Below are 24,947 nucleotides of genomic sequence, written 5' to 3' on the forward strand. Positions count from 1 at the left end.
CCCAGCATAAGGAGGCTAAAACGATGTCGCATTATCTTAAATATTTTGCCACCGTTTATCTGACTATGGTCTTAATAGTCGGCATACTCATCTATGTGTTCAATCTGGGCGCCATTCTGCTGATTCCTGCCCTGATTGCCTCCGCCTTTCTCAGCGCCCGATACTTTGTGAAAAAAGAACTCCGACTACCCACCCAGGAAGAGAAAAGCAGACTGGTCTGGGGTTCCACGATTATTGCCATGACCTTTGGATTTATCTTTTTGTTTATAGTGATCTGGTTGCATCCACAGACGGAGGAAATCTATAGAAGGATGGCTTATACAGGACGCGGGCCAAATTCGTTTCTGGTGGCTGTAAGTATTTCCTTACATGCCTTGCTGTTCCATATCGCCTATAATGGCTATGCGCGTTATAGTTTGAGCAAGCGTACGGGTGCCGATCATAAACCTTAGACTAGGTAATTAACTAGTCCAAACGTTGTACAAAACACCTGAGCTAAAAAAAGCACCTGACGGTGCTTTTTCATGGCGGGGCATGACTTATTCTGGTGTGTGGTACATCAGATATAATTCATTCAAGTTTTCTGGAATCTCTTCTGCAAGCTCATCCATTAACTGACCATTGCGACGGAAAGACTCCATTTGCGGATCTTCTTCATCAATGCCACTGAATACCATAATTGGCAGCGTTAAATCGACCAACTGTTCTTCAAATTCTTCTGTAAACCAGGCTTCTTCGTTCAGGAACATGGCATCTACAAAGCCCACACTCCAGTCACCTAGACTTGATTCGGTATCTGCTTCTTCAATTTCAAATGGGAAAGTGATCCCTTCTTCATTGGCCAAGCTTTGACGGATTGACTCTAACCATGCTTTAACCTGATTGATGATTTCTGCAGGCACTTTTTTCTGGTTGCCTTCAAAAAGTTCATCCATCCATTTGTCAAATTGCGGGCCTACTGCGATAGCACATAAGAAACCATGAGTTGCCGCAAAATCCAGACCATACTCATTTTGGTCGCCATCCAGATATTCACTCAACAGGTCTAAATCTAAAGCACTCATTTAACATCCAAACTTAGAAAACCGAAAGGATTAGCATAGCATTTATTCAGGCTATGCTAAATCTGAATTCGTTAATCTTCGTCGTCAAAGTCGTCATCATCGTCGAAGTCATAATCAAAATCTTTGAGTTCGCGTTCCAGACGGCGTTGCGAGAGCAGATCATCAATCAGACGACGTTTTTCCAACGACTCTTTCGCACTTAGCTTACTCGATGCCTCATCGAAATTAACATCATCATCACCGTAGCTATCATCTAGTTCAAAATCTGTCGAAGACACTAAAACTACCTCGTAGTGAAAAATGTAAATGGGTCTAGGCGCTATTTATCTTGCCTTTAAAAACTTGTCAAGTTTTATTTATATATTTTGTATGTTTATACTAGTTAGCTCTTGTTTTTCTACAGCATAATTGTGTATTTATTAGCTGGTTAGATTGTGAACGCTTTTTATCCCATGGATGAGAGACGTTTCTAAAATTAGATTGGGAAATACACTTGAAAAGATAAACTTAGACCCAATATCGATATTCAATTGTTATTCAAACATATTTATAAAATCATGCTTGACTGATCAATTCCAAAACTATTTCAGGTGAATTGTGCTATCATGCACGGTTTTTCACTGCCACAGATTCAACGAAGAGTAAGCAAAGATGAGCGATATGACTTCCCCTACTTCTCAAGTAGCGGCTCTGATTAGCCGAGGCAAAGAACAAGGTTACTTAACCTTCGCTGAGGTTAACGATCATCTCCCGGACTCCATCACAGAAAGCGAACAGATTGAAGACATCATTCAAATGCTGAATGATGTGGGTATTCCTGTCCATGATCGTGCGCCTGAATCTGATGATGCAATGTTCGAGGATACTGCAGAAGCTGCTGATGAAGTTGCAGAAGAAGAAGCTGCGGCTGTACTTGCATCTGTAGAAAACGAACCAGGTCGTACGACTGACCCTGTACGTATGTACATGCGTGAAATGGGTACCGTTGAACTTTTAACGCGTGAAGGCGAAATTAGCATTGCAAAACGCATTGAAGAAGGTATCCGAGACGTTCTTCACTCTATTGCTTACTGGCCGAATGCTGTAGAAGTTGTACTACAAGAATACAAAGATTATGAAGCTGGCGAACGTCGCCTTGCTGACATTCTGTCAGGTTATTTAGACCCTGAATCAGATGAAGAAATTCCAGAAGTCCTGGAAGAAGTCGCTGAAATCGAAGAAGACGAAGAAGCAACGACCAAGTCAACCAAAGATGTAAAACTGGATGATGACGAGGAAGATGAAGAGTCTGATAGCGATGACGATTCTGAAGGTGACTCAGGCCCAGATCCAGAAATTGCCAAAGTTCGTTTTGCCGAACTTTCAGATGCCTGGAAAAATACCAAAGCGATACTGGAAAAACACGGCCGTAACAGCAAAGAAGCAGAAGAAGCACTTCAAGCGCTTGCAACTGTGTTCATGATGTTCAAGTTCACCCCGCGTTTGTTCGATATCATTTCTGAAATGATTCGTGGTACACATGACCAGATCCGTGGTGCAGAACGTGAAGTGATGCGTTATGCCGTCCGTCGTGGCCGTATGGACCGTACCCAGTTCCGTACTACTTTCCCGGGTCAGGAATCGAATCCAGCTTGGTTAGATGAGCAAATTGCGAAAGCGACTGCTGATCAGAAAGCTTATCTGGAAAAAGTACGTCCTGACGTATTGGCCTTCCAGCAAAAAATCGCAGATATCGAAAAAGACCTTGATCTTAAAGTTCGTGACATCAAAGACATTGCCAAACGTATGGCAGTCGGTGAAGCGAAAGCACGTCGTGCCAAGAAAGAAATGGTTGAAGCAAACTTGCGTCTGGTAATTTCGATTGCGAAGAAATATACCAACCGTGGCTTGCAGTTCCTGGATCTGATTCAGGAAGGTAACATCGGTCTGATGAAAGCGGTAGACAAGTTTGAATACCGTCGTGGTTACAAGTTCTCGACTTATGCCACTTGGTGGATTCGTCAGGCGATTACCCGTTCAATCGCGGATCAGGCACGTACCATTCGTATTCCAGTGCACATGATTGAAACGATTAACAAGATCAACCGTGTATCTCGTCAATTGCTTCAGGAAATGGGCCGTGAACCGACACCGGAAGAACTGGGCGAACGTCTGGAAATGGACGAAGTGAAGGTTCGTAAAGTACTGAAAATCGCTAAAGAACCGATTTCGATGGAAACACCAATCGGTGATGATGAAGATTCGCATTTGGGTGACTTCATTGAAGACAGTAACATCACCTCTCCTGTTGATGCTGCTACTTCAGAAGGCCTGAAAGAAGCGACTCGCGAGGTACTGGAAAACCTGACTGAACGTGAAGCGAAAGTCCTGAAAATGCGTTTCGGTATCGACATGCCAACGGATCATACTTTGGAAGAAGTCGGTAAACAGTTCGATGTAACCCGCGAACGTATCCGTCAGATCGAAGCGAAAGCTCTACGTAAGTTACGTCACCCTTCCCGTTCTGAACATCTGCGTTCATTCCTGGAAAATGACTAAGATTTAATACAATTTTGGAGACTTGAAATTTTATCTCTCGTCTCCATTTTGTATTGCAACACACCCAAACGCCTGCGCTACGCAGGCGTTTCGAATAGGGGGACTACATGTTAGACCGTACACCATCTCGTGAACTCCGCGAAGATCTTTGGGTTTTTCCAATGGATTACCCAATCAAACTCATTGGCCTTGCAGGTGAAGAACTGCTGAATGCAGTTGTTGAGATTTTTACCAAACATTTCCCTGACTTTGATGGCGATAGCGTAAGCATCACTCCATCTCGTACTGGTAAATATCATTCGATCACTGCTCAGCTACGTTTCCTGGAACTGGGACAAGTTCATGCCGTATATGCTGATCTTGCAGCTTGCCCACTGATCAAGACTGCACTTTAAGATTATTCTGCTCCAACCTTGGCAAATTAAAAGACACGCTTTCGGGCGTGTTTTTTATATGTGTGACTAGCTTACCAACAATTACTACGAATCCCTCCCCTATCCATTGCTGAAATCATTATAATTATTTGCAGTATGATTTAATTTTCTAAGGACGCACACTGTGACAGCTGCGGTTCAAAAACCCTCCCTGATTATCCGTCAATATAATAACCTGACTCCCTATGAAGACCGTTTTCTGGAAATGAAAAGCTTCACGGAAAACCGTGATGAAAATACGCCTGATGAGTTATGGATTTTGCAGCACCATGATGTATTGACCCAAGGTCAGGCAGGCAAACCGGAACATATCCTGATTCCAACTGATATTCCTGTCATTCAAACCGACCGTGGTGGTCAAGTCACTTGGCATGGTCCTGGTCAGCTCGTCGCATACTTTATGTTTGACCTGAATCGTCTGGGTTGGAATGTCCGTACATTGGTGTCGTATGCTGAAAACCTGATGATCCAGCTCCTAAAAAATCATGGCATTGAAGCCTATGCCAAACCCGATGCTCCGGGCGTCTATGTGAATGAGCGTAAAATTGGTTCTCTCGGCTTCAAGATTCGTAAAGGCCGTAGCTATCATGGCCTGTCTTTAAATATTGATTGCGACCTGACTGGTTTCCATACCATTAACCCTTGCGGCTATGCAGGTCTGGAAATGGTGCGAATTAATGACCTCGTCAGCAATCCACCAAAGTTTAATGACTTGTGTGTTGAAATTATTGAAACTTTAAGCAGCAGCGGTTACTTTAATCAGGTGAACGTTGAGCAAAGATAAAGCCTTTGCATTTTAACAATAAATAAATTAGAGTAATTACTCTAAACAAATAATATCAAGATAGGGATCATCACGTGATTGCGACAAAATCCGTAAAACCCGCTTTGCAGCTTGCCTATGTCAAACTGATGATGGATATCATTGGCCGTGGCCTGGTCATGGCAAGTCAGGTAGACCCAGAAATCAAACAGGAAGTTGCCCAGTTTCCCGCCAATTTCAGGCTCTCAATGAATGTTTTTCCGCATGGCCCGGCCTTCGTTGCTCGGGTCACAGAACAACATCAGCTGGAACTGGTCAAAGACAGCAGCATCAAGCCAGACCTGACCATTACCTTTAAGCATCTGCATCATGCCTTTCTGGTGTTTTCCTTTCAGGAAAGCACGTCTCAGGCCTTTGCCAATGACCGCATGATTGCCGATGGTGATATTTCCTATGCGATCCGTCTGGTACGTTGCCTGAATAAAATGGAAGCGCTGATCTTGCCAAAAATGGTGGCGCAACTGGCAGTAAAAGAATACCCGAATAATCTGGGACTCAAAGATAAAATCATGGAAGCGAGCAGCATCTACTTAAAAGTCGCTCAATCTTATTTGAAACGGAGTGTATAACATGGCAAAACCTTATTATGAATTTTTCTGTCCAGTCAAAGTGATTGCTGGTCATGCCGCGTTAGAACACATTCCTTTTGAACTGGCCACTTTAGGTGCCAAACGTCCACTGATCATTACTGATAAAGGTGTACGTGCCAATAACCTGCTGGCGCCGATTGAAGCTGCTTTTGAATCGACCGATGCCAAAATTGCAGCGATTTTTGATGATGTACCGCCAGATTCCAGTTTAGGTACAGTGCGCAGCGCAGCACAGCTTTATCGTGATCATGATTGCGATGCCATTATTGCTGTTGGCGGCGGTTCAGTGATTGATACTTCAAAAGCGACCAATATTCTGGTCTCTGAAGGTGGTGACGACTTACTCAAATATTCTGGTGCGCATAACCTGCCTAAACCGCTGAAGCCATTTTTCGTAATTCCTACGACTTCAGGAACTGGTTCTGAAGTGACGATGGTGGCTGTGGTATCGGATACCGAAAAGAATGTGAAAATGCCATTTGCATCTTATTACCTGATGCCGCATGCTGCGATTCTGGATCCACGTATGACTCAGACCCTGCCACCGCATCTGACTGCCATGACAGCCATGGATGCGATGACACATGCTGTAGAAGCCTACACCTGTATGGCAGCCAATCCAATTTCAGATGCCTATGCCACAGCTGCCGTGAAAAAGGTCAGTGCCAACCTGTTTAATGTGCTCGACAACCCGACTGATGCTCAAGGTCGTCTGGAGCTGGCTCAAGCCTCTACTATGGCTGGTATTGCCTTCTCCAATTCAATGGTGGGCCTGGTGCACTCGCTTGGACATGCTCTAGGTGCGGTCGCGCATTTGCCGCATGGCCTATGTATGAACCTGTTCCTGCCTTATGTGCTGGAATACAACAAGGAAGTGAATGGCGACAAGATTGCCGAGCTGCTGCTGCCATTGGCGGGTGCAGACATCTATGCACAAACACCAGCACACTTACGTGCAGACAAGACCATTGCTACAATTTTAACCATGCGTGATCGAATCTATAGCTTGACTAAATTACCGCGCACATTAAGTGAAACAGGTAAGATTTCTGAGTCACAGCTGGATGAAGTTGCTGAAAAAGCATTAAATGATGGTTCCATCATTTACAACCCCAAAGAAGCCAGTTTGGAAGATTTGAAATCTATCTTAAAAAAGGCTTGGTAATTACTGAAAAATAAGCCAATATAGCGAAAAATTTAAGCCTGATGTTTTTTTAGACATCGGGCTTTTATCTTGCAGGAAATCGCCGTTTTTTGCTTCGAATGGCACATTTCGTGCAGGCCTAAATTCAAAAAATAGCTAGTAAAAGCCGTAATTTTAAAGTAGATTGGCGCGCTTTTATAGAAAATTGTAGGGGGGATCGTTCGTCTCAAACGATCCTTATTAAATATGACTGATCCTTGATCAACGATTAAGAGGATAACGCCGTTGACAAATTTCTCTGGGACTCAATCGGCAGCTAAACTGCAAAAAACGCTAGGGCTCTGGCACATCATTATTATTGGTTTAGCTTACATTCAACCAATGACCTTATTTGATACTTTTGGTTTGGTATCTGAAGAAAGTCATTTGCATGTTCCTACTTCTTACATCATTGCCCTGATTGCAATTTTGTTTACATCGATCAGCTATGGTCACATGATTCGCCGCTACCCTTCTTCAGGTTCGGCTTATACCTATGCCCAAAAATCGATTCATCCGAATATTGGCTTTATGGTGGGCTGGTCTTCTTGGCTGGATTATCTGTTATCACCAATGGTGAACATCATCCTGGCAGTGATCTATCTTGAAGCACTGTTTCCTGATGTGAACCATTGGGTCTGGGTAATCGTACTGTCTGCCTTTATGACCGGGGTAAACCTGCGTGGTGCACGCTTCGTGGCGAACTTTAACAGTTTGATCGTACTGGTACAGTTACTGGTGATCGGTATCTTTACCTGGATGGTATTTACCAAACTGCAGGCCGGTTTCAATGCTGAGGGTCCAATTACAGCTGAACAGCGTTACCAGCTTTGGAGTCTTGAACCGTTCTGGAATGAACTGACTTCAGTCGGTGCATTGATTACTGGTGCGACCTTACTGTGCTTCTCATTCACTGGTTTTGACTCTTTAAGTTCTCTGGCAGAAGAAACCAAAGATACTGAAAACACCTTGCCTAAAGCGATTTTCTTGACTGCTTTAATCGCCGGTGTGATTTTCATTATCAGTACTTACTTCATGCAGTTGTACTTCCCTTCTACACCGGGTTCTTACTTCAAGAATATTGCTGAAACTCAGCCAGAAATCCTGCTTCTTGTCGGTGGCTCACTGTTCCAGTCTTATGTTCTGACTTTTGCGATCATTACCGTAATGGCGTCTGGTATTTCTGCTCACGCAGGTGTATCACGTCTAATGTATGTCATGGGTCGTGATGGCGTGATCAACAAGAAAATCTTTGGTCATATCAGTCCGAAAAGCTATACGCCAAACTACAATATTCTGATTGTAGGTGCAGTGGCCTTAACTGCCGGCTTCATGGATCTGGATATCGTGATTTCAATGATCAGCTTCGGTGCCTTGACTGCGTTTACATTCGTGAACCTGTCAGTGATTTCACGTTATGCACTGCGTGATGGTCGTACTAAAACCGCAAAAGACATTTTTAGCTTTGTGGTCATCCCGATGCTTGGTTTTATCAGTATCTTTGCGATGTGGCTGGAAATTGAAGAAACTGCACTGAAATACGGTTTATGGTGGGCGATGTTCGGTATTTTGTACCTAGGTTATAAAACCAAAGGCTTTAAGCACCCTGCTCCACAACATAACGAGTTTGAATAATCGATATTGTTCATACTTAAAAAGGCGCTTTATGCGCCTTTTTTTATTTTCTTGGATAATGGACTGAGCTTATTGCAGACGACAATCGAAGCCCATTTGGGTATTCACCCGGTTATTTTGAAAGCCCAATTTTTCAATAAACTGATCACGATTGGATATAGTTTCTGATTTTCCGGAATGAGTTGAGCCTTGTTCTTTACCGCCATTTGATACATTTCATTCACCACGCCCTGAAAAATATCACAAACTTCCTGACGTTTGGCTGGTTTCATCTGACGTCCACGCCAGGTCCACTCGAAATCATCACGGCTAAGGATTTTGCCCCATTGCTCAATGCGGCTATTTAAGCGCTGTTGCATCGCTGCCAGCCCTTGGCGGATTTCTTCCTGAGTAATGGGCTGAGCTGTATCTTGTGATGATACTGATTGCTGTGGCGCTTCTTGAGCCTGTGTCATCATGCTGGCCAGCAATAACGTACTACATCCTGCTAGAATCCATCCTTTTTCACATCTTGTTCCTTTTTTCTATATTCTCAAGAGCTTATCTACAACATTACCTGAAAGACTCAATATGTACCTGCATCTGTTACACAAAATAAAAAAGCTGCTCTTAAGCAGCTTTTTAAATCGGTACGATAAGCTTAAAGCGGTTTAAAACCCTGCTGACGCCATGCTTCATAGACAATCACAGCAGTCGCATTAGACAAGTTCAAGCTGCGTGAATTCTCTGCCATGGGCAGACGAATCCAATGCTCTTTTGGAAACATCATACGTACATGCTCTGGCAAGCCACGAGTTTCTGGTCCCATCAACAAGGCTACGGAACGATTTAGATCTGAGGTATGCGGGGTTTCAAAACCTTTGGTGGTCAGCGGATAAACCGCATCCACACCTACGCCCTTAGTAGCCAGATCGGCCAGACACTCTTCAATATTTTCCCAAATCTGCATATTGGCATATTCATGATAATCGAGACCGGCACGTCTTAGTTTTTTATCATCCAGTTCAAAGCCAAGCGGCTTGACCAAATGTAGCTGTGCTCCCGTATTTGCGCATAGGCGAATAATATTACCTGTATTGGCAGGAATTTCAGGTTCATATAAAACAACATGGATCACAGCTTTTCTCTACTTTTGGGAGTTCAGTGGACATTTAGGACCACTTCAATTTTTCACGTAAACGCACCACTTCACCAATAATGGTCAAGGTTGGTGCCTGAATATGGTGCTCATTCACTTTCGATGCAATATCTTGGAGCGTTCCCACCACCACTTTTTGCTCTGGTGTGGTGCCTTTTGAGACCAAGGCCACTGGCATATCTGGACGCTGACCATGCTCAATCAATTGTGCACAGATTTTTTCCAGTCCCACCAGTCCCATATAAAGTACCAGTGTCTGGTTTTCATAGACCAGTTCATTCCAAGGCAGTTCAGGAGAACCTTCTTTTAAATGACCTGTCAGGAAACGCACGCTTTGTGCATAATCACGATGAGTGAGCGGAATACCAGCATAAGCTGAACAGCCTGAAGCTGCGGTAATGCCAGGCACGACCTGAAAGGCCACGCCAGCAGCAAACAGCTCTTCAATCTCTTCACCGCCACGACCAAAGATAAACGGATCACCGCCTTTTAGACGACAGACTCGCTTGCCTTCGCTGGCATATTTCACCAGTAAGGCATTAATCCCTTCTTGTGGTACTGCATGATTAGATCGTGCCTTACCGACATAGATCTTTTCTGCATCACGGCGACAGAGATCCATAATCGGTGCAGAGACCAAACGGTCATAGATCACCACATCGGCCTGCTGCATCAAGCGTAAGGCTTTTAGCGTCAATAACTCCGGATCACCCGGTCCGGCACCGACCAGATAAACCTCACCTTTTGGTTTTTGCCATTCATTTAAGGCTTGTTCAATCAAATGGTCAGCTTCAGCCAGATTGTCATTAAATACCTGTTCTTTCAAAGGACTGGCATATAAATCTTCCCAGAAGATACGGCGTTCATCGGGATTAGTGATCTTGGCTTTAACTGTACTACGCCACTTACCAGAGAACTCAGCCAGTTTACCCATACCATGCGGAATGGTAGCTTCAAGCTGAGTGCGGATCTGACGAGACAATACTGGTGAAGTACCGTTACTCGCGACTGAAATAACCAGTGGTGAGCGGTCGATAATTGCTGGCACCATGAAACGGCAATGTGGTGGATCATCAACACTGTTGACCAGCACATTTTCAGCTTCACAGTCTTCAAACACCTGACGGTTGACTCCAGCATCATTGGTCGCTGCAATCACCAGACGGTAGGAACGTAGAGGAATTTCAGAATTGAAAGGTGCCTGAACATATTGACCGGCGGTCGCTTGAACAATCTCAAGCAGACTCGCTTCGATCTCAGGTGCAACCACCGAAATGACTGCCCCTGCTTTCTGTAGCAATACCGCTTTACGGTATGCAATATGTCCACCACCGACAATCAGACAAGGTTGCTGTTGCAACTTTAACGAGATTGGAAAGATATCCACAAAATGCCTCAAAAAGTTTTAAATCTGACTGTCTAAGCAATTTTCATGCACATTTTGGTGCATACACCGACATTTAGTCGATGTAAGTTGCACCACCCATATACGGACGCAGTACTTCAGGGATCTCAATTGAACCATCAGCACGTTGATAGTTTTCCATGACCGCCAGTAAAGTACGACCTACAGCCAGACCTGAACCATTCAGCGTATGTACGAATTCAGTTTTTTTCTGGTCAGCACGGTAACGCGCTTTCATACGGCGTGCCTGGAAATCCCACATATTTGAGCAAGATGAAATCTCACGATACGTATTTTGACTTGGCACCCAGACTTCAAGGTCATAAGTTTTGCATGCACCAAAGCCCATATCACCGCCACACAGAATGATTTTACGATATGGTAGACCTAATGCTTGCAAAATACCTTCTGCATGACCAGTTAACTCTTCCAGTGCCTGCATAGAGTCTTCAGGTTTTACAATCTGAACCATCTCAACTTTGTCGAACTGGTGTTGACGGATCAGACCACGGGTATCACGGCCATATGAACCGGCTTCACTACGGAAACATGGGGTATGTGCTGCATATTTCAGTGGCAGACGGTCGGCATCGATGATTTCATCACGCACGAAGTTGGTTACAGGTACTTCAGCCGTAGGGATCAGGTAGAATTCTTTCTCACCTTGCAGCTTGAACAGGTCTTCTTCAAATTTCGGTAACTGACCTGTACCACGTAAAGAATCTGCATTCACCAAATAAGGTACATAGGCTTCGGTATAGCCATTTTTAGTGGTATGCGTATCCAGCATAAACTGAGTGATGGCACGTTGCAGACGCGCTAAAGGACCTTTCAGAACGCTAAACCGTGAACCAGTCAATTTGGTCGCAGTTTCAAATTCCAGACCACCCATCATTTCGCCCAGGTCAGTATGGTCTTTGATTTCAAAGTCAAATTCGCGTGGTGTCCCCCATTTCAGGACTTCCACATTGTCATTTTCATCTTTACCTTCAGGTACAGATTCATCTGGCAGGTTTGGAATAGACAGTGATTTTTCTTCTAGTTCAGCTTGCAGCTCAGCCAGTGCAGCTTCAGCAGCCTTGATTTCATCACCAATTGCAGACATGCGTGCCATGATTTCAGAGGCATCGCCACCTGCTTTTTTGATCTGACCCACTTGCTTGGCACCGGCATTACGCTCAGCTTGCAAGGATTCAGTTTTGGATTGAATCTCTTTACGTCGAGCTTCTAATGATGCCCATTCCTCAACATTCAGTTGAACACCACGTTTTGCCAAGGCTAAATTTACAGCCTCAATATTATTTCTAAGTAATTTCGGGTCGATCATAGCCAATCTTTGGATAAGAAAAAAACTGGCTATAGTGTAAGCTCTTAACGTCAAAAAATACAGTGACTGACCTACCGGCTGGAGTTTATTAGCGCAATATTTAAAGGCTTGTTTAAGGCAAAAGCGATAAATATTCAGGCCGGATGATCTCTCTTAATGCTGTATAAGGTACTTTTAATTCTGCCATATCACTGATTGTCTTGTTCAACTCGCCTGCCGGATAAACCAGTACCAAGCCCTGACTGTCAAAATAATAATTGTCACTCAGTGCTAGTTTCTGCTGGGTGATTTGATAACGATCCAGCCAGTCTTTATTTGCTTGATATAGAGTCTGTTTCAGTTTTTCATCTGTATTACCGCGCATAACCTGATGAAGAGCTAGACGTTTCTTTTGTTTTAGGTCCAGATTGACATATTCGGTGTGAGATTGGGGCTGTGCTGCACGTTCAGGCTGATGGGCAGTTTTAAATATAAAAGTGGCCAGATGCGCATGCTGATTCAGGTAATTCACCTGAATGGAACGTTGATCAATAAATTTCGGCTGATCCTTTGCTTTAATTTTATTACTGGTCACTTTGCTAAAAGCGACCGGCTCAGTACGCTGGATACGCTCCATGAAGTATTGATCAATCCAACTCATATTGGTATCTACAGTCTGCAAATCAAAGCGCACACAACCTTCGATTTCACACACGACCTGATTGGCATCTTTAACTGGAACTATTTTGGATTGGATTTCTCCTGTGTCTTCTGATTGCGCGGATGTAGTGACTGAAGAGGTTTGAGGCTGACAGGCAAATAGCCCGAGATTCAGACACAAGATACAACCGATCCAGCCTATTTTACATGAAGCCATTTTCATCCTGAGCTCCTAAAATTTTGCAATTTCATTGACTCAATTTTTGTTTATTCTAAAACACCCAAACTTCTAGATATACGCCAACCTTGTAATGACTCCAGATCCATCCCGATCAGGAACAAAAAAAAGCAACCCGAAGATTGCTTTTTTATTGAGTTGATCTTGATACTTATTGATCAATAATGTCTGTGCCTTTTGGCGGGGTAAAGTTAAATGTAGATGCCGGAATCGTGGTATTCAGTTTTACATTACTAAATTTAATATTCGTGGTTTGGCCTAATGAATCCTGCAAAATCATCAAGCTAGGCGCTTTGTTCGCACCAAAACTAATAGTCAGGCTTTCAAACACCCCATCAGTATTTTTCGGATAAAGCGTGTAATAGGTTTTAGCTTTATTCGGCTGGGTTACACGATAAGATTGCATAATCTGACTAGTATTGCCGGACAATAATAATGCCGGTGTATTTGCCACTTGATCGTCTAGACTCTGACGCACTGCTTGCTGCAAGTCTGGATCATAGATCCATACGGTTTTACCTGTAGTGGCAATAGTCTGTTTCGACGGGCTTGAAGTTTCCCAGTAGAATTTACCCGGACGCGCCACTTTCATCACACCTTTAAAGGTCTGGTTCATGTGCTGGGCGGTCAAGCCTTTTTTCTGGGTCGCTTTCGGATTAGTGACTTTAGTGGTTTGTTCAAAATTTGCAGTTAAGCTACGGATATTGCTGAGCTGTTTCACCAGATTCGCAGTAGCTTGCTGCTCCGTCGCTGCAGTTGCGGCAAATACAGTCGTGCTCATGACAGGTGCCAGTGTCGCCGTACCGATTGTTATGGCACATACAGTTTTACGAAGCATACTCATAATCTCACCTTTTTGTATTTGCATATCGCTATTTATCTAATGGCTCATCTTAAACCAATTTCTCAAACTAAGATGATAGAAAATAAGAAGTTTTGTATTGTTATTAATGCAGAATTCCTGCTTTTATTCATCATGATGAAGATTCAATAGTGATATTTACATTCGCTGTCACAGCTTTATTAGCCGATAAATCTTCACGCATAAAAAAACCCACAGAAACTGTGGGTCTTTTTTCTATTTCAGCAAATTATGCTTCAACAGATACGTAGCGACGGCCAAATTGACCTTTCACTTCGAATTTTACTACGCCATCAGCAGTAGCAAATAATGTATGGTCACGGCCCATACCTACGTTTTGACCAGCGTGGAATTCAGTACCACGTTGACGAACGATGATGTTACCTGCAGTTACAGTTTGGCCACCGTAAACTTTAACACCTAACATCTTAGGATTCGAATCACGACCGTTCTTAGTCGAACCACCGGCTTTTTTAGTTGCCATGTCTATTTACTCCTAGTAATTAGCCTGAGATACCAGTAATTTTCAACTCAGTGAACCATTGACGGTGACCTTGTTGTTTACGGTAGTGCTTACGACGACGCATTTTGATGATGCGGATTTTGTCGTGACGACCATGGCTAACTACTTCTGCAGTTACTTTAGCGCCAGCTACAACTGGAGCACCGATTTGAATGCTATCACCGTTTACAAGCATAAGTACGTCATCAAACGTAATTGTTGAACCAGTTTCAGCTTTCAATAATTCAACTTTAAGGGTTTCACCCTCAACTACACGGTGCTGTTTACCACCGCTTTGGATTACTGCGTACATAATGTACTCCAAACATGCCCGTGTCGACGTGCCGATAAAGGAATATATCGATCTTAAAACGCGCGCCACTGGGGTTTATACAAGGGCAAAGATTTTAAGGGATATTATAAGAAACAACAAGCCATTTTAAGGAAATAATCATGAACTCCATTATAAAGCCTATAAATCATTAAATTATTCATTCAAAATCAAAGATTAATATTGGATATAATGGCCAAAAAAAGGATACTCAATTCCGAGTTTTCCGGCTGCCTGAGAATGTTTAGAAAAAAACTTTAGCGGAAAGATATTGTTCGTTTTTTAAATGTCAAAATTTAGGCTAAACTCAAAGAAGTGCTATAAAAAGCTGATTTTTAGTGGAGTTTGTGCTTTTCTTAGCTTTCACTCATGTTATAAATTGTTAAACTACCCGCTGCGATTTACCAAACTAGAGGTTTTCTTTCACATGGCCATCGACTTTAAGCAAGATATTCTCGCTCCTGTTGCTAACGACTTTGCTGCGATGGACACATTCATTAACGAAGGAATTACCTCAAAAGTAGCGCTGGTGATGGCGGTCAGCAAGCATGTGGTTGAAGCTGGCGGCAAGCGTATGCGCCCAATCATGTGCCTGTTGGCAGCAAAAGCCTGTGGTGCCGTGGAACTGGAACAGCATCGCAAACTGGCAGCCATTATCGAAATGTTGCATACGGCAACTCTAGTTCATGATGATGTCGTCGATGAGTCAGGTTTGCGTCGTGGCCGTCCAACTGCCAATGCCACCTGGAACAATCAGACAGCTGTGCTAGTGGGTGACTTCCTGATTTCGCGTGCCTTTGATTTACTGGTCGACCTTAACAATATGACCCTGCTCAAAGACTTCTCTACGGGTACCTGCGAAATTGCCGAAGGCGAAGTTCTGCAACTACAGTCGCAACATCAGCCAGAAACCTCAGAAGAAACTTATTTAAGTATTATTCATGGCAAGACTTCTCGCCTGTTTGAGTTGGCGACCGAAGGTGCCGCTATTCTTTCCGACAAGACTGAATTCCGCGAACCATTACGTAAATTCGCTGGTCACTTCGGTAATGCCTTCCAGATTATTGATGACATTCTGGACTATACATCTGATGCTGAAACCCTAGGTAAAAACATCGGTGATGACCTGATGGAAGGTAAACCTACCCTGCCATTGATTGCTGCCATGAAGAATACAACTGGGGAATCGCATGAAATTATCCGTCGCAGTATTGCAACGGGCGGAACAGATCATTTGGCAGAAGTCATCAAGATTGTAAATGATTCTGGCGCCTTGGATTATTGCCGCCAGCGTGCAACCGAAGAAACAGAAATTGCAATTCAAGCCTTGAATGCACTACCCGATTCAGAGTATCGTCAGGCCCTCGTTAATCTGGCCAAACTGGCTCTTCACCGGATTCAATAGCCGCTTATCTCGCCTATGCATATTAATTTTCTTGATATTTTTCAAAGCATGCAGCATCAGCTTGAACAACCACAAGCGGTGCTGGATGAGAATCTGCTCATCCAACTTGTAGAACGTATACGCCCAGAAGACAGCAGAAATACAGAAGAAATCGAAACAAAATTTAATGCATTTATCCGGGCTTTGCTGCTCACTCCCAATGCAGTCTTAACCTTACAAAGTTTCACTTTAAGAATTATCAACCGCTATAAACAAGCCAGTCTGTTTTCCGATACCGGGATTCTTTCTCTGGATGGTTTCTGGAACCAGCTGAATCAGCGGATCGGGGCGCATATCCTGCCGGTGATTCCAGATCATTTACAGCTTCAGGAATTGTTCCGCAAGATTTTCTATTTGCGTACCGATAAATACTGGCTGGATTATTTTGATGAAGCGGATTGGCAGCGACTTTTTGCTGTTGTAAATCAGGGTCATTCCAATCAGGTAGAAAAAACCCGAATCAAAGATCAGATCATTAAAGCACTAACGATTCTGTCCTACCGGGTGAGTGGGATCGGCCTGCATCCTGAATTTATTAATGCCCAGCCTGAGCTCATGGAATATGAATCACCTTTTCTGGTGCAAAACCGTGAGATTATTGAATTTATCCAGGAATATAAAAAACGCTATAACACTGTAGAACTGGTAGATTCGATTACGCCGCCAGATGCTTCTCAAGCTCTGGTCATGCTGGAGCAGTGTCACGATGTTGTCGCCAAAATTCGCCGCTCTACCAAACGGATTGGGGTCAGTGTCAGCCTGACCTATATGCTGGCCTTGCTGGAACAGTGTCTGGAACGGATTGAAATCCTGCTGAATATGGTGCTGGATGATGATGATCTGCGTTATCAGTCCATTGGTCTGTTTATCGCAGATATTACCGAAGCGATTTATAGCGAACGCAGTGTGCGTGCCTTACTGACTACCAATAGTGAACTCCTGGCTTTACAGGTAACTGAAAATGCCAGTAAAACCGGTGAACATTATGTAAGTACTGACAAGCAAGGCTTTCTGGCCATGTACAAATCGGCAGCTGGTGCCGGTATCATCATTGCCTTTATGGCCTCGCTGAAAGTCTTGATGGCGCGTGTCACCATGGCACCTTTAATGCAAGCCTTTAGCTATAGCATGAACTATTCGCTCGGTTTTATGCTCATTCATGTGCTGCATTTTACCGTTGCAACCAAACAGCCGGCCATGACCGCAGCTGCACTCGCTTCTACCGTACAACAGCGTAAAGGTTCGAAAACTGCCCAGATTGCTGAACTGGCTGCACTGATTGTGAATATCATTCGGACCCAGTTTGTCGCGATTCTTGGGAATATTTCAATCGCAATTCCGGTTGCAGCACTGATTGCCCTGATGTGGGAATTTGCCCTACATGAGCCATTAATGACACATGCCAAAGCAGCCAAAACCTTATATGACCTGAATCCATTTACTTCTTTAGCGATTCCTCATGCAGCAGTGGCTGGAGTATGTTTATTCCTGTCAGGCCTATTAGCCGGTTATTTCGATAATATGGCAGTGTATCGGAAGGTCGGTCCTCGTCTAAGAGCTCATGTGCGCCTGTCACAACTGATGGGACAAGAACGTTTGCATCGATTTGCTGACTATATTGAACGTAATCTGGGTGCACTGGCGGGTAATTTTATTTTTGGGGTTATGCTGGGCAGTATGGGTACCATCGGTTTCATTCTCGGCTTGCCTTTAGATATTCGTCATATTGCCTTTGCGTCTGCCAACTTTATCCAAGGACTAATCAATATTAATGGTCCAGATATTGGACTCATTATCATCTCTTTCCTGGGTGTTCTGCTGATTGGTCTGACTAACCTTTTTGTAAGTTTCAGCCTGACCATTATTGTGGCATTACGCGCACGACGGGTGCGTTTCGAACAGTGGAAACCGCTCGCTAAACTGGTCATGACCCATTTCCTGACTCGCCCAAGTGAGTTTTTCTGGCCGCCGAAGCAAACTATTGAAATTGACGAAAATCATACATCCACAAAACTGTAAAATTGCGAGAATATTTGGGCATTTAGGTACAAAATCCCATAAATAAAAAATGGAATTTGCATAAAATACGCACTCTTGAAAAAAAGTGTACTGACAAGTACACTTTAGCGCAGACAGTTAACCGGCTGAATAACGGTTAAAAGGACAAGGATTTTTGGCATGCATTACTTGTTACTTATTGTCGGAATTTTATTTTTAATTTTCAGTGTGTTATTTCTTGATATTGCAACTTTAAGCCAGTTAGATGTGCTTGCAATAGAATGGATTAGCGGCTATCGCACAGAATTTTTAAATCAAATTAATCAGTCCTTATCAGTGATAGGTGGCATGCCATTTGTATTATTTTTATCCACACTATGGTGTATTTTTCTACTGTGGTATAAAAAGCATGCAAGCGTAATTTTTATATGTATCGGAATTATCGGAGGAATTCTCCTAGGCTGGCTTTTAAAATTCAGTATTGCCCGACCTCGACCAGCAGAGTCTTTTCATCTGGTTGAAAGCTATGGAAGCTCCTTCCCGAGTGCTCATAGCGTCTATGCAGCCTGTCTCGGCTGTCTGGCAATGTTCATATATCGGCAACATCCCCGACACACCATCATCTGGATGGGTGCAGGTGCATGGATGCTGATTATGGGTGTTTCAAGAGTTTATCTAGGCGTACATTTTCCTTCAGATGTCATATCCGGCTGGAGTATAAGTTTTATTTGGATTTCGTTGTGGTATATGGTCTGGATCAGATATTGCACGGCTCACAAATAAAAAAATTTAGATAAGAATCCAATTGAGGTGGAACAATGATATCTGCAAAGCTTTGGGCTCCCGCCCTGACTGCTTGCGCATTAGCAACAAGTCTTGCACTTGTTGGTTGTAGCAAAGATCCTAAAGAGGGCCAGCAAGCTGGTGCTCAGCAGCAAATGCCACCGACTGAAGTCGGTATTCTTGTTGCACAGCCACAAAGTGTCGAGCAGTCTGTAGAGCTCTCAGGTCGTACAACAGCATTTGAGATTTCTGAAGTACGTCCACAGGCTAGTGGTGTGGTGCTTAAACGCTTATTCACTGAAGGTAGCTATGTCCGTGAAGGTCAGGCGCTTTATGAAATTGATTCAAGCACTAACCGTACTACTGTCGATAATGCTCGTGCTGCGATTGCCCGTGCTGAAGCGAATTTAGGTGTATTGCGTGTTAAAGAAGGTCGTTACCGTCAACTGGTCGGTACCAATGCCATTTCTAAACAGGAATACGATGACATCGCAGCACAGGTCAAACTGGCTGAAGCTGATTTGAATGCAAACCGTGCAACTTTACGTAATGCTGAAATCAACCTGGGCTATTCAACCGTACGTGCACCGATTTCTGGTCAAACCAACCGTTCTTCGATTACGGCGGGTGCGTTAGTGACTGCAAATCAGACAGAACCACTGGTTACGATTCAGCGTCTAGATCCAATCTATGTAGATATCAACCAGTCAAGTGCTGAACTGCTACGCCTGCGTCAACAGCTAAGCAAAGGCAACCTCAACAGCTCAAACAACACCAAAGTGAAGTTAAAGCTTGAAGATGGCAGCATCTACCCTGTCGAAGGCCGTCTTGCATTCTCGGATGCCAGCGTGAACCCTGAAACAGGTACTGTGACTTTACGTGCAGTATTCCCGAACAAAAACCATTTACTTCTGCCTGGTATGTTTGCCACAGCGCAAATCGTGCAAGGCGAAATTCCAAATGCTTTCCTGATTCCACAAGCGGCGTTAACCCGTACGCCTACTGGTCAGGCCATGGCGATGCTGGTGGGTGCTGACAATAAAGTAACTCCACGTCCAGTAACGACAGTCGGTACTCAAGGTAGTAACTGGATCGTAACCGAAGGTCTAAATTCGGGTGATAAAGTGATTGTTGATGGTATTGCCAAGGTAAAACCTGAACAGCAAGTGGTGCCTAAACCTTATCAACCTCAAGCAGCTGCCCCACAAGGTGCTGCTCCTGCTGCGCAACAACCTGCAGCAGATGCAAAAAAGGCAGATGATGCAAAGAAACAACCTGAACAAAAACCTGCTGCAAATGCATAAGGAGTAATGGTTCATGGCTAAATTCTTTATCCATCGCCCGATTTTTGCATGGGTGATTGCATTGGTAATTATGCTGGCGGGTATTTTAACCATCAGCAAAATGCCAATTGCTCAGTATCCGACGATCGCGCCACCAACAGTCACCATTTCTGCGACTTATCCGGGTGCATCTGCAGCGACTGTAGAAAATACAGTAACGCAGATCATCGAGCAGCAGATGAACGGTCTGGATGGCTTGCGTTATATTTCCTCGAACAGTGCCGGTAACGGTCAGGCATCCATCGCCTTAAACTTTGAACAAGGTGTCGATCCTGATATTGCACAGGTTCAGGTACAAAACAAGTTACAGTCAGCGACTGCACTTTTACCGGATGATGTACAACGTCAGGGTGTACGTGTGACCAAATCTGGTGCCAGCTTCCTTCAGGTATTAGCCTTCTATTCTCCTGATGGCAGCCTGACTGCAGATGACATTAAAGACTATGTAAACTCAAACATTTCTGAACCTTTAAGCCGTGTGGCCGGGGTTGGTGAAGTTCAGGTCTTTGGTGGTTCTTATGCAATGCGTATCTGGCTGGATCCAGCCAAAATGGCTAGTCTGCAAGTGACTCCAAGTGATGTGGCTCAGGCAATCCGTACCCAGAACGCTCAGGTGGCTGTCGGTCAATTAGGTGGTGCGCCACAAATTGAAGGACAAGTACTGAATGCGACAGTGAATGCGCAAAGTCTGCTGCAAACACCTGAACAGTTCGAAAACATCTTCCTGAAAAATACCACTTCAGGTGCTCAAGTCCGTCTGGGCGATGTCGCACGTGTAGAACTTGGTGCAGACAACTACCAGTTTGATTCTAAATTTAATGGTAAACCGGCTGGCGGTGTTGCGATTAAACTTGCAACCGGTGCCAATGCACTGGATACCGCTGAAGCAGTTGAAGAACGTTTAAAACAGTTACGTCCTAACTATCCTCAAGGGATGGTGGATACACTGGCATTTGATACCACACCATTCATTCAGTTATCGATTGAATCGGTGGTTCATACTCTCATTGAAGCAGTCATTCTGGTCTTCATCGTAATGTTCCTGTTCTTACAGAACTGGCGCGCAACGATTATTCCAACCATGGCCGTTCCAGTAGTTGTACTAGGTACTTTTGCAATCATTAATATCTTCGGCTTCTCGATCAACACCTTGACCATGTTCGCGATGGTTCTCGCGATTGGTCTGCTCGTCGATGATGCGATCGTTGTGGTCGAGAACGTTGAACGTGTCATGGCTGAAGAGCATCTTGATCCTGTGTCGGCGACTGAAAAGTCGATGAAACAGATCTCTGGTGCGTTGATCGGTATTACCTCTGTACTGTCTGCAGTATTCGTACCAATGGCATTCTTTGGTGGTTCTACAGGTGTTATCTATCGCCAGTTCTCAATCACGCTGGTCACAGCAATGGTTCTGTCGCTGGTGGTGGCCTTAACCTTTACCCCTGCCCTGTGTGCGACCATTCTGAAACAGCATGATCCGAACAAGCCGCAAAGTAACAATCCGGCTGCACGATTCTTCCGCTGGTTTAACCATAGCTTTGACCGTGTTTCTGTGAAATATCAGGGCGGCGTCAATCGTATGACACACCACAAGATTTTCTCCGGTATCATCTATGCGGTGGTGATCGGGATTATTGTGCTGATCTTCCAGAAACTGCCTTCTTCATTCTTACCTGATGAGGACCAAGGTGTCGTAATGACGCTGGTACAGTTGCCACCAAATGCAACCTTGGAACGTACCGATAAAGTCATCAATACCATGACAGGCTACTTCCTGGAAAATGAAAAAGATCATGTCCAATCTGTCTTCAGTGTGGCTGGTTTCTCATTCACAGGTGTAGGTCAAAACGCTGGTCTGGCATTCATCAAACTGAAAGACTGGTCTGAACGTACCACACCAGAATCACAGGTCGGTGCAATTATCCAGCGTGGTATGGCACTGAACATGATTGTGAAAGATGCGTCTTACATCATGCCATTACAATTGCCAGCAATGCCTGAACTGGGTGTATCTGCCGGCTTTAACATGCAGTTAAAAGCAGCAAGTGGTCAAAGCCATGAGCAACTTTTGGCAGCGCGTAATACTGTTCTGGGTCTGGCTGCACAAGACAAACGTCTTGCAGGTGTCCGTCCAAATGGTCAGGAAGATAACCCGCAGTACCGTGTGATTGTCGATCATGCACAAGCCGGTGCTTTAGGTGTCAGCATTTCTGAAATTAACAGCACCATGAGCATGGCGTGGGGTGGTTCGTACATCAACGACTTCCTTGACCGTGGTCGTGTGAAAAAAGTGTACGTTCAGGGTGAAGCCAGCTCTCGTATGATGCCGGAAGACCTTAACCAGTGGTATGTTCGTAACAACCGTGGCGAAATGGTACCGTTCTCTGCATTCGCAACGGGTGAATGGACCTATGGTTCGCCTCGTCTAGAACGCTATAACGGCGTATCTGCAATGAACATTCAGGGTACACCGGCACCGGGCGTGAGCTCAGGTGATGCAATGCGTGCGATGGAAGAAATCATTGCCAAGCTTCCTGAAATGGGCATGCAAGGTTTTGACTATGAATGGACTGGTCTGTCTCTGGAAGAACGTGAGTCTGGCGCACAGGCACCATTCTTGTACGCGCTTTCACTGTTGATCGTGTTCCTGTGTCTGGCCGCCTTGTATGAAAGCTGGTCAATTCCATTCTCGGTTCTTCTGGTTGTACCATTAGGCATCGTGGGTGCATTACTATTGACCTTTGGCGGTATGATTCTGTTTAAAGACCCGAACCTGTCGAATAACATCTACTTCCAGGTAGCGATTATTGCCGTAATTGGTCTTTCTGCGAAAAACGCAATCTTGATTGTAGAATTCGCCAAAGAGCTGCAGGAACAAGGCGAAGAGTTGTTTGATGCGACCCTGCATGCAGCAAAAATGCGTTTACGTCCAATTATCATGACCACCCTTGCCTTCGGTTTTGGTGTACTTCCACTAGCACTTGCTTCAGGTGCCGGTGCGGGTAGCCAGCACTCTGTCGGTTACGGTGTCCTCGGTGGTGTAATCAGTTCGACTCTTTTAGGTATCTTCTTTATTCCTGTATTCTACGTGTGGATTCGAAGTATCTTTAAATACAAACCAAAACAACAAAATCAGGAGTACAAGTCGTAATGCAAAATATATGGTCTATTACAGGTCGTAGCATTGCGGTATCTGCCCTCGCGCTTGCTTTGACTGCATGTCAAAGCATGCGTGGCCCAGAGCCCGTTGCAGAGGCAAATATCCCAAGCAGTTATACCAATGCTTCAGGTACTTCTGTAGCAGAACAGGGTTATAAAGAATTCTTTGCTGACCAGCGCCTGTTACAGGTACTGGATCTGGCATTGACCAATAACCGTGATTTGCGTACTGCCGCATTAAACATTCAGCGTGCCCAACAGGCTTATCAGATTTCTGAAAATGACCGTCTGCCAACCATTGGTGCGAGCGGCAGCGTGTTACGTCAGGATACTGGCAGTAACAACCCGCAAAGCCGTGGCGCTGTGACGACTTATAATGTCGGTCTAGGCGTAACTGCATTTGAGCTGGATTTCTGGGGGCGTGTGCGCAGCTTGCGTGATAATGCTTTAGATACTTATCTGGCGACTCAAAGTGCACGTGATGCGACTCAGATTTCCCTGATTGGTCAGGTGGCCCAAGCATGGCTAAGTTACTCATTTGCCAATGCCAATCTGGCACTGGCTGAGCAAACGCTGAAAGCCCAGCTTGAATCCTACAACCTGAACAAGAAACGTTTTGATGTGGGGATCGATAGCGAACTTCCAGTACGTCAGGCGCAAATTTCTGTTGAAACTGCACGTAATGATGTTGCCAACTATCGCACCCAGGTGGCTCAGGCACAAAACCTGCTAAACCTGCTTGTAGGTCAACCCGTACCGGCCAACCTGTTACCGGCACAACGTGTTACCCGCATTACCTCTAATGCGGCCCTAGGTGCAGGCTTACCAAGTGACCTGCTGATTAACCGTCCGGATGTACGTGCAGCTGAATACCGTCTGTCTGCGGCAGGTGCCAATATTGGTGCTGCCCGTGCACGTTTGTACCCAACCATCAGCCTGACGGGTTCTGCAGGTTTTGCATCTGCGGATCTGGGTGATCTGTTCAAGTCTGGCAGTTTTGCGTGGTCTGTAGGCCCAAGTCTGGATATTCCAATTTTCGATTGGGGTACACGTCAGGCGAATATCCGTATTTCTGAAACAGATCAGCAAATTGCGCTGTCAGATTATGAAAAATCCATTCAGACTGCATTCCGTGAAGTGAATGATGCCCTAGCGGTACGTCAGAATATTGGTGACCGTATTGCTGCTCAACGCCGTCTGGTTGATGCGACCAATACGACTTACCGCCTGTCTCTAGCACGTTTCCGTGCCGGTATTGACAGCTATCTGACTGTACTGGATGCACAACGTGCTTCATATGCAGCAGAACAAGGTTTGTTATTACTTGAACAGGCGAATCTGAACAGCCAGGTTGAACTGTACAAGAGCCTTGGTGGTGGCTTGAAAGTTAACACCTCAGACACTGTGCCGTATCGCCCGTCTGTGACCGAACAGCGTCGTGCTGAACAGGCAAAATAAGCTCAACCTCTTTTTCAGAAAAGCTCACTTCGGTGGGCTTTTTTATTGCTTTT

General features: G+C 44.6%; 22 protein-coding genes and 1 pseudogene. 13 read left to right on the forward strand and 10 right to left on the reverse strand.

All coding sequences use genetic code 11. The features are described 5' to 3' along the window. Positions 1 to 23: 23 nt before the first annotated feature. Positions 24 to 452, forward strand: a complete 429-nt coding sequence (locus tag F897_RS14270) for an ABZJ_00895 family protein (protein WP_005236866.1) — start codon at positions 24 to 26, stop codon at positions 450 to 452. Between the two features lie 87 nt (positions 453 to 539). Here the strand turns inward: F897_RS14270 and F897_RS14275 are convergent, their stop codons facing one another. Next, complete coding sequence (locus tag F897_RS14275) at positions 540 to 1,064, reverse strand: YecA/YgfB family protein (RefSeq protein ID WP_004784868.1); 525 nt, start codon at positions 1,062 to 1,064, stop codon at positions 540 to 542. Positions 1,065 to 1,135: 71 nt separating this feature from the next. Then, positions 1,136 to 1,342 (reverse strand): PA3496 family putative envelope integrity protein, encoded by a 207-nt coding sequence (locus F897_RS14280; RefSeq protein WP_004784869.1) that lies wholly within the window; start codon positions 1,340 to 1,342, stop codon positions 1,136 to 1,138. A 373-nt stretch (positions 1,343 to 1,715) separates the two neighbouring features. Between F897_RS14280 and rpoD the strand changes: the two genes are divergently transcribed. From rpoD to F897_RS14310, 6 genes are all read left to right on the forward strand, one after another. After that, entirely contained in the window at positions 1,716 to 3,602 is a 1,887-nt protein-coding gene (gene rpoD, locus F897_RS14285; protein WP_005236873.1) for an RNA polymerase sigma factor RpoD, read from the forward strand. 107 nt (positions 3,603 to 3,709) lie between these two features. Next, positions 3,710 to 3,997 (forward strand): YbeD family protein, encoded by a 288-nt coding sequence (locus tag F897_RS14290; protein ID WP_005236880.1) that lies wholly within the window; start codon positions 3,710 to 3,712, stop codon positions 3,995 to 3,997. Between the two features lie 163 nt (positions 3,998 to 4,160). Further along, the gene (gene lipB, locus F897_RS14295; protein WP_005236881.1) at positions 4,161 to 4,820 is read left to right on the forward strand and encodes a lipoyl(octanoyl) transferase LipB; all 660 of its coding nucleotides are present in this window, start codon (positions 4,161 to 4,163) and stop codon (positions 4,818 to 4,820) included. 74 nt (positions 4,821 to 4,894) lie between these two features. Continuing rightward, a complete protein-coding gene (locus F897_RS14300; protein WP_005236882.1) occupies positions 4,895 to 5,428 on the forward strand; it encodes a hypothetical protein in 534 nt (177 codons plus the stop codon). Between the two features lies 1 nt (position 5,429). Continuing rightward, positions 5,430 to 6,614: an iron-containing alcohol dehydrogenase gene (locus F897_RS14305; RefSeq protein WP_005236883.1), complete on the forward strand. Its 1,185-nt coding sequence runs from the start codon at positions 5,430 to 5,432 to the stop codon at positions 6,612 to 6,614. Positions 6,615 to 6,878: 264 nt separating this feature from the next. Next, positions 6,879 to 8,267 (forward strand): APC family permease, encoded by a 1,389-nt coding sequence (locus F897_RS14310; RefSeq protein WP_005236884.1) that lies wholly within the window; start codon positions 6,879 to 6,881, stop codon positions 8,265 to 8,267. A gap of 69 nt (positions 8,268 to 8,336) precedes the next feature. On the opposite strand, the pseudogene F897_RS14315 reads toward F897_RS14310, so the two are convergent. The 8 genes and pseudogenes from F897_RS14315 to rplU all read right to left on the reverse strand — a co-directional run bounded on the left by F897_RS14315 (position 8,337) and on the right by rplU (position 14,691). After that, a pseudogene (locus tag F897_RS14315) lies at positions 8,337 to 8,725 on the reverse strand (hypothetical protein). A gap of 182 nt (positions 8,726 to 8,907) precedes the next feature. Then, positions 8,908 to 9,384, reverse strand: coding sequence for a tRNA (cytidine(34)-2'-O)-methyltransferase (locus F897_RS14320; protein ID WP_005236892.1), 477 nt, complete (start codon positions 9,382 to 9,384; stop codon positions 8,908 to 8,910). 34 nt (positions 9,385 to 9,418) lie between these two features. Next, a complete protein-coding gene (gene cysG, locus F897_RS14325) occupies positions 9,419 to 10,792 on the reverse strand; it encodes a siroheme synthase CysG (protein ID WP_005236893.1) in 1,374 nt (457 codons plus the stop codon). A 73-nt stretch (positions 10,793 to 10,865) separates the two neighbouring features. Next, positions 10,866 to 12,137, reverse strand: a complete 1,272-nt coding sequence (gene serS / locus F897_RS14330; protein WP_005236894.1) for a serine--tRNA ligase — start codon at positions 12,135 to 12,137, stop codon at positions 10,866 to 10,868. Between the two features lie 112 nt (positions 12,138 to 12,249). Continuing rightward, positions 12,250 to 12,999 carry a hypothetical protein gene (locus F897_RS14335; RefSeq protein ID WP_005236895.1) on the reverse strand — a complete coding sequence of 250 codons (750 nt, stop codon included), beginning with the start codon at positions 12,997 to 12,999 and terminating at the stop codon, positions 12,250 to 12,252. Positions 13,000 to 13,165: 166 nt separating this feature from the next. After that, entirely contained in the window at positions 13,166 to 13,858 is a 693-nt protein-coding gene (lolA, locus tag F897_RS14340; protein ID WP_004784895.1) for an outer membrane lipoprotein periplasmic chaperone LolA, read from the reverse strand. A 247-nt stretch (positions 13,859 to 14,105) separates the two neighbouring features. Then, a complete protein-coding gene (rpmA, locus tag F897_RS14345) occupies positions 14,106 to 14,360 on the reverse strand; it encodes a 50S ribosomal protein L27 (RefSeq protein WP_004784896.1) in 255 nt (84 codons plus the stop codon). Positions 14,361 to 14,379: 19 nt separating this feature from the next. Next, positions 14,380 to 14,691 carry a 50S ribosomal protein L21 gene (rplU, locus tag F897_RS14350; protein ID WP_004784898.1) on the reverse strand — a complete coding sequence of 104 codons (312 nt, stop codon included), beginning with the start codon at positions 14,689 to 14,691 and terminating at the stop codon, positions 14,380 to 14,382. A 445-nt stretch (positions 14,692 to 15,136) separates the two neighbouring features. Here rplU and sdsA point away from each other — a divergent pair, with 445 nt between their 5' ends. From sdsA to adeK, 6 genes are all read left to right on the forward strand, one after another. Further along, positions 15,137 to 16,114, forward strand: a complete 978-nt coding sequence (sdsA, locus tag F897_RS14355) for an All-trans-nonaprenyl-diphosphate synthase (RefSeq protein WP_004784900.1) — start codon at positions 15,137 to 15,139, stop codon at positions 16,112 to 16,114. Positions 16,115 to 16,129: 15 nt separating this feature from the next. Next, entirely contained in the window at positions 16,130 to 18,172 is a 2,043-nt protein-coding gene (locus tag F897_RS14360) for a site-specific recombinase (protein ID WP_005236896.1), read from the forward strand. A 159-nt stretch (positions 18,173 to 18,331) separates the two neighbouring features. Then, on the forward strand, positions 18,332 to 18,934 hold the full coding sequence (locus F897_RS14365) for a phosphatase PAP2 family protein (RefSeq protein ID WP_005236897.1): 603 nt from the start codon (positions 18,332 to 18,334) through the stop codon (positions 18,932 to 18,934). Between the two features lie 35 nt (positions 18,935 to 18,969). After that, positions 18,970 to 20,238 carry an efflux RND transporter periplasmic adaptor subunit gene (locus F897_RS14370; protein WP_005236899.1) on the forward strand — a complete coding sequence of 423 codons (1,269 nt, stop codon included), beginning with the start codon at positions 18,970 to 18,972 and terminating at the stop codon, positions 20,236 to 20,238. Between the two features lie 13 nt (positions 20,239 to 20,251). Continuing rightward, on the forward strand, positions 20,252 to 23,428 hold the full coding sequence (locus F897_RS14375) for an efflux RND transporter permease subunit (protein ID WP_005236901.1): 3,177 nt from the start codon (positions 20,252 to 20,254) through the stop codon (positions 23,426 to 23,428). Then, entirely contained in the window at positions 23,428 to 24,894 is a 1,467-nt protein-coding gene (gene adeK, locus F897_RS14380) for a multidrug efflux RND transporter AdeIJK outer membrane channel subunit AdeK (protein WP_005236902.1), read from the forward strand. The genes F897_RS14375 and adeK overlap by 1 nt, the downstream gene beginning before the upstream one ends. Positions 24,895 to 24,947 lie beyond the last annotated feature (53 nt).

It is taken from the genome of Acinetobacter variabilis (assembly GCF_000369625.1).
GTDB classification, from domain to species: Bacteria; Pseudomonadota; Gammaproteobacteria; order Pseudomonadales; family Moraxellaceae; genus Acinetobacter; species Acinetobacter variabilis.

Bases quoted from the DNA above. Each gene is read 5' to 3' on its own strand.
- F897_RS14365 (WP_005236897.1), top strand. From the start codon at position 18,332: ATGCATTACTTGTTACTTATTGTCGGAATTTTATTTTTAATTTTCAGT.
- F897_RS14370 (WP_005236899.1), top strand. From the start codon at position 18,970: ATGATATCTGCAAAGCTTTGGGCTCCCGCCCTGACTGCTTGCGCATTA.
- rpmA (WP_004784896.1), bottom strand. From the start codon at position 14,360: ATGGCAACTAAAAAAGCCGGTGGTTCGACTAAGAACGGTCGTGATTCG.
- rplU (WP_004784898.1), bottom strand. From the start codon at position 14,691: ATGTACGCAGTAATCCAAAGCGGTGGTAAACAGCACCGTGTAGTTGAG.
- F897_RS14360 (WP_005236896.1), top strand. From the start codon at position 16,130: ATGCATATTAATTTTCTTGATATTTTTCAAAGCATGCAGCATCAGCTT.
- serS (WP_005236894.1), bottom strand. From the start codon at position 12,137: ATGATCGACCCGAAATTACTTAGAAATAATATTGAGGCTGTAAATTTA.
- lolA (WP_004784895.1), bottom strand. From the start codon at position 13,858: ATGAGTATGCTTCGTAAAACTGTATGTGCCATAACAATCGGTACGGCG.
- F897_RS14275 (WP_004784868.1), bottom strand. From the start codon at position 1,064: ATGAGTGCTTTAGATTTAGACCTGTTGAGTGAATATCTGGATGGCGAC.
- F897_RS14375 (WP_005236901.1), top strand. From the start codon at position 20,252: ATGGCTAAATTCTTTATCCATCGCCCGATTTTTGCATGGGTGATTGCA.
- F897_RS14335 (WP_005236895.1), bottom strand. From the start codon at position 12,999: ATGAAAATGGCTTCATGTAAAATAGGCTGGATCGGTTGTATCTTGTGT.
- F897_RS14305 (WP_005236883.1), top strand. From the start codon at position 5,430: ATGGCAAAACCTTATTATGAATTTTTCTGTCCAGTCAAAGTGATTGCT.
- rpoD (WP_005236873.1), top strand. From the start codon at position 1,716: ATGAGCGATATGACTTCCCCTACTTCTCAAGTAGCGGCTCTGATTAGC.
- adeK (WP_005236902.1), top strand. From the start codon at position 23,428: ATGCAAAATATATGGTCTATTACAGGTCGTAGCATTGCGGTATCTGCC.
- F897_RS14290 (WP_005236880.1), top strand. From the start codon at position 3,710: ATGTTAGACCGTACACCATCTCGTGAACTCCGCGAAGATCTTTGGGTT.
- sdsA (WP_004784900.1), top strand. From the start codon at position 15,137: ATGGCCATCGACTTTAAGCAAGATATTCTCGCTCCTGTTGCTAACGAC.
- F897_RS14270 (WP_005236866.1), top strand. From the start codon at position 24: ATGTCGCATTATCTTAAATATTTTGCCACCGTTTATCTGACTATGGTC.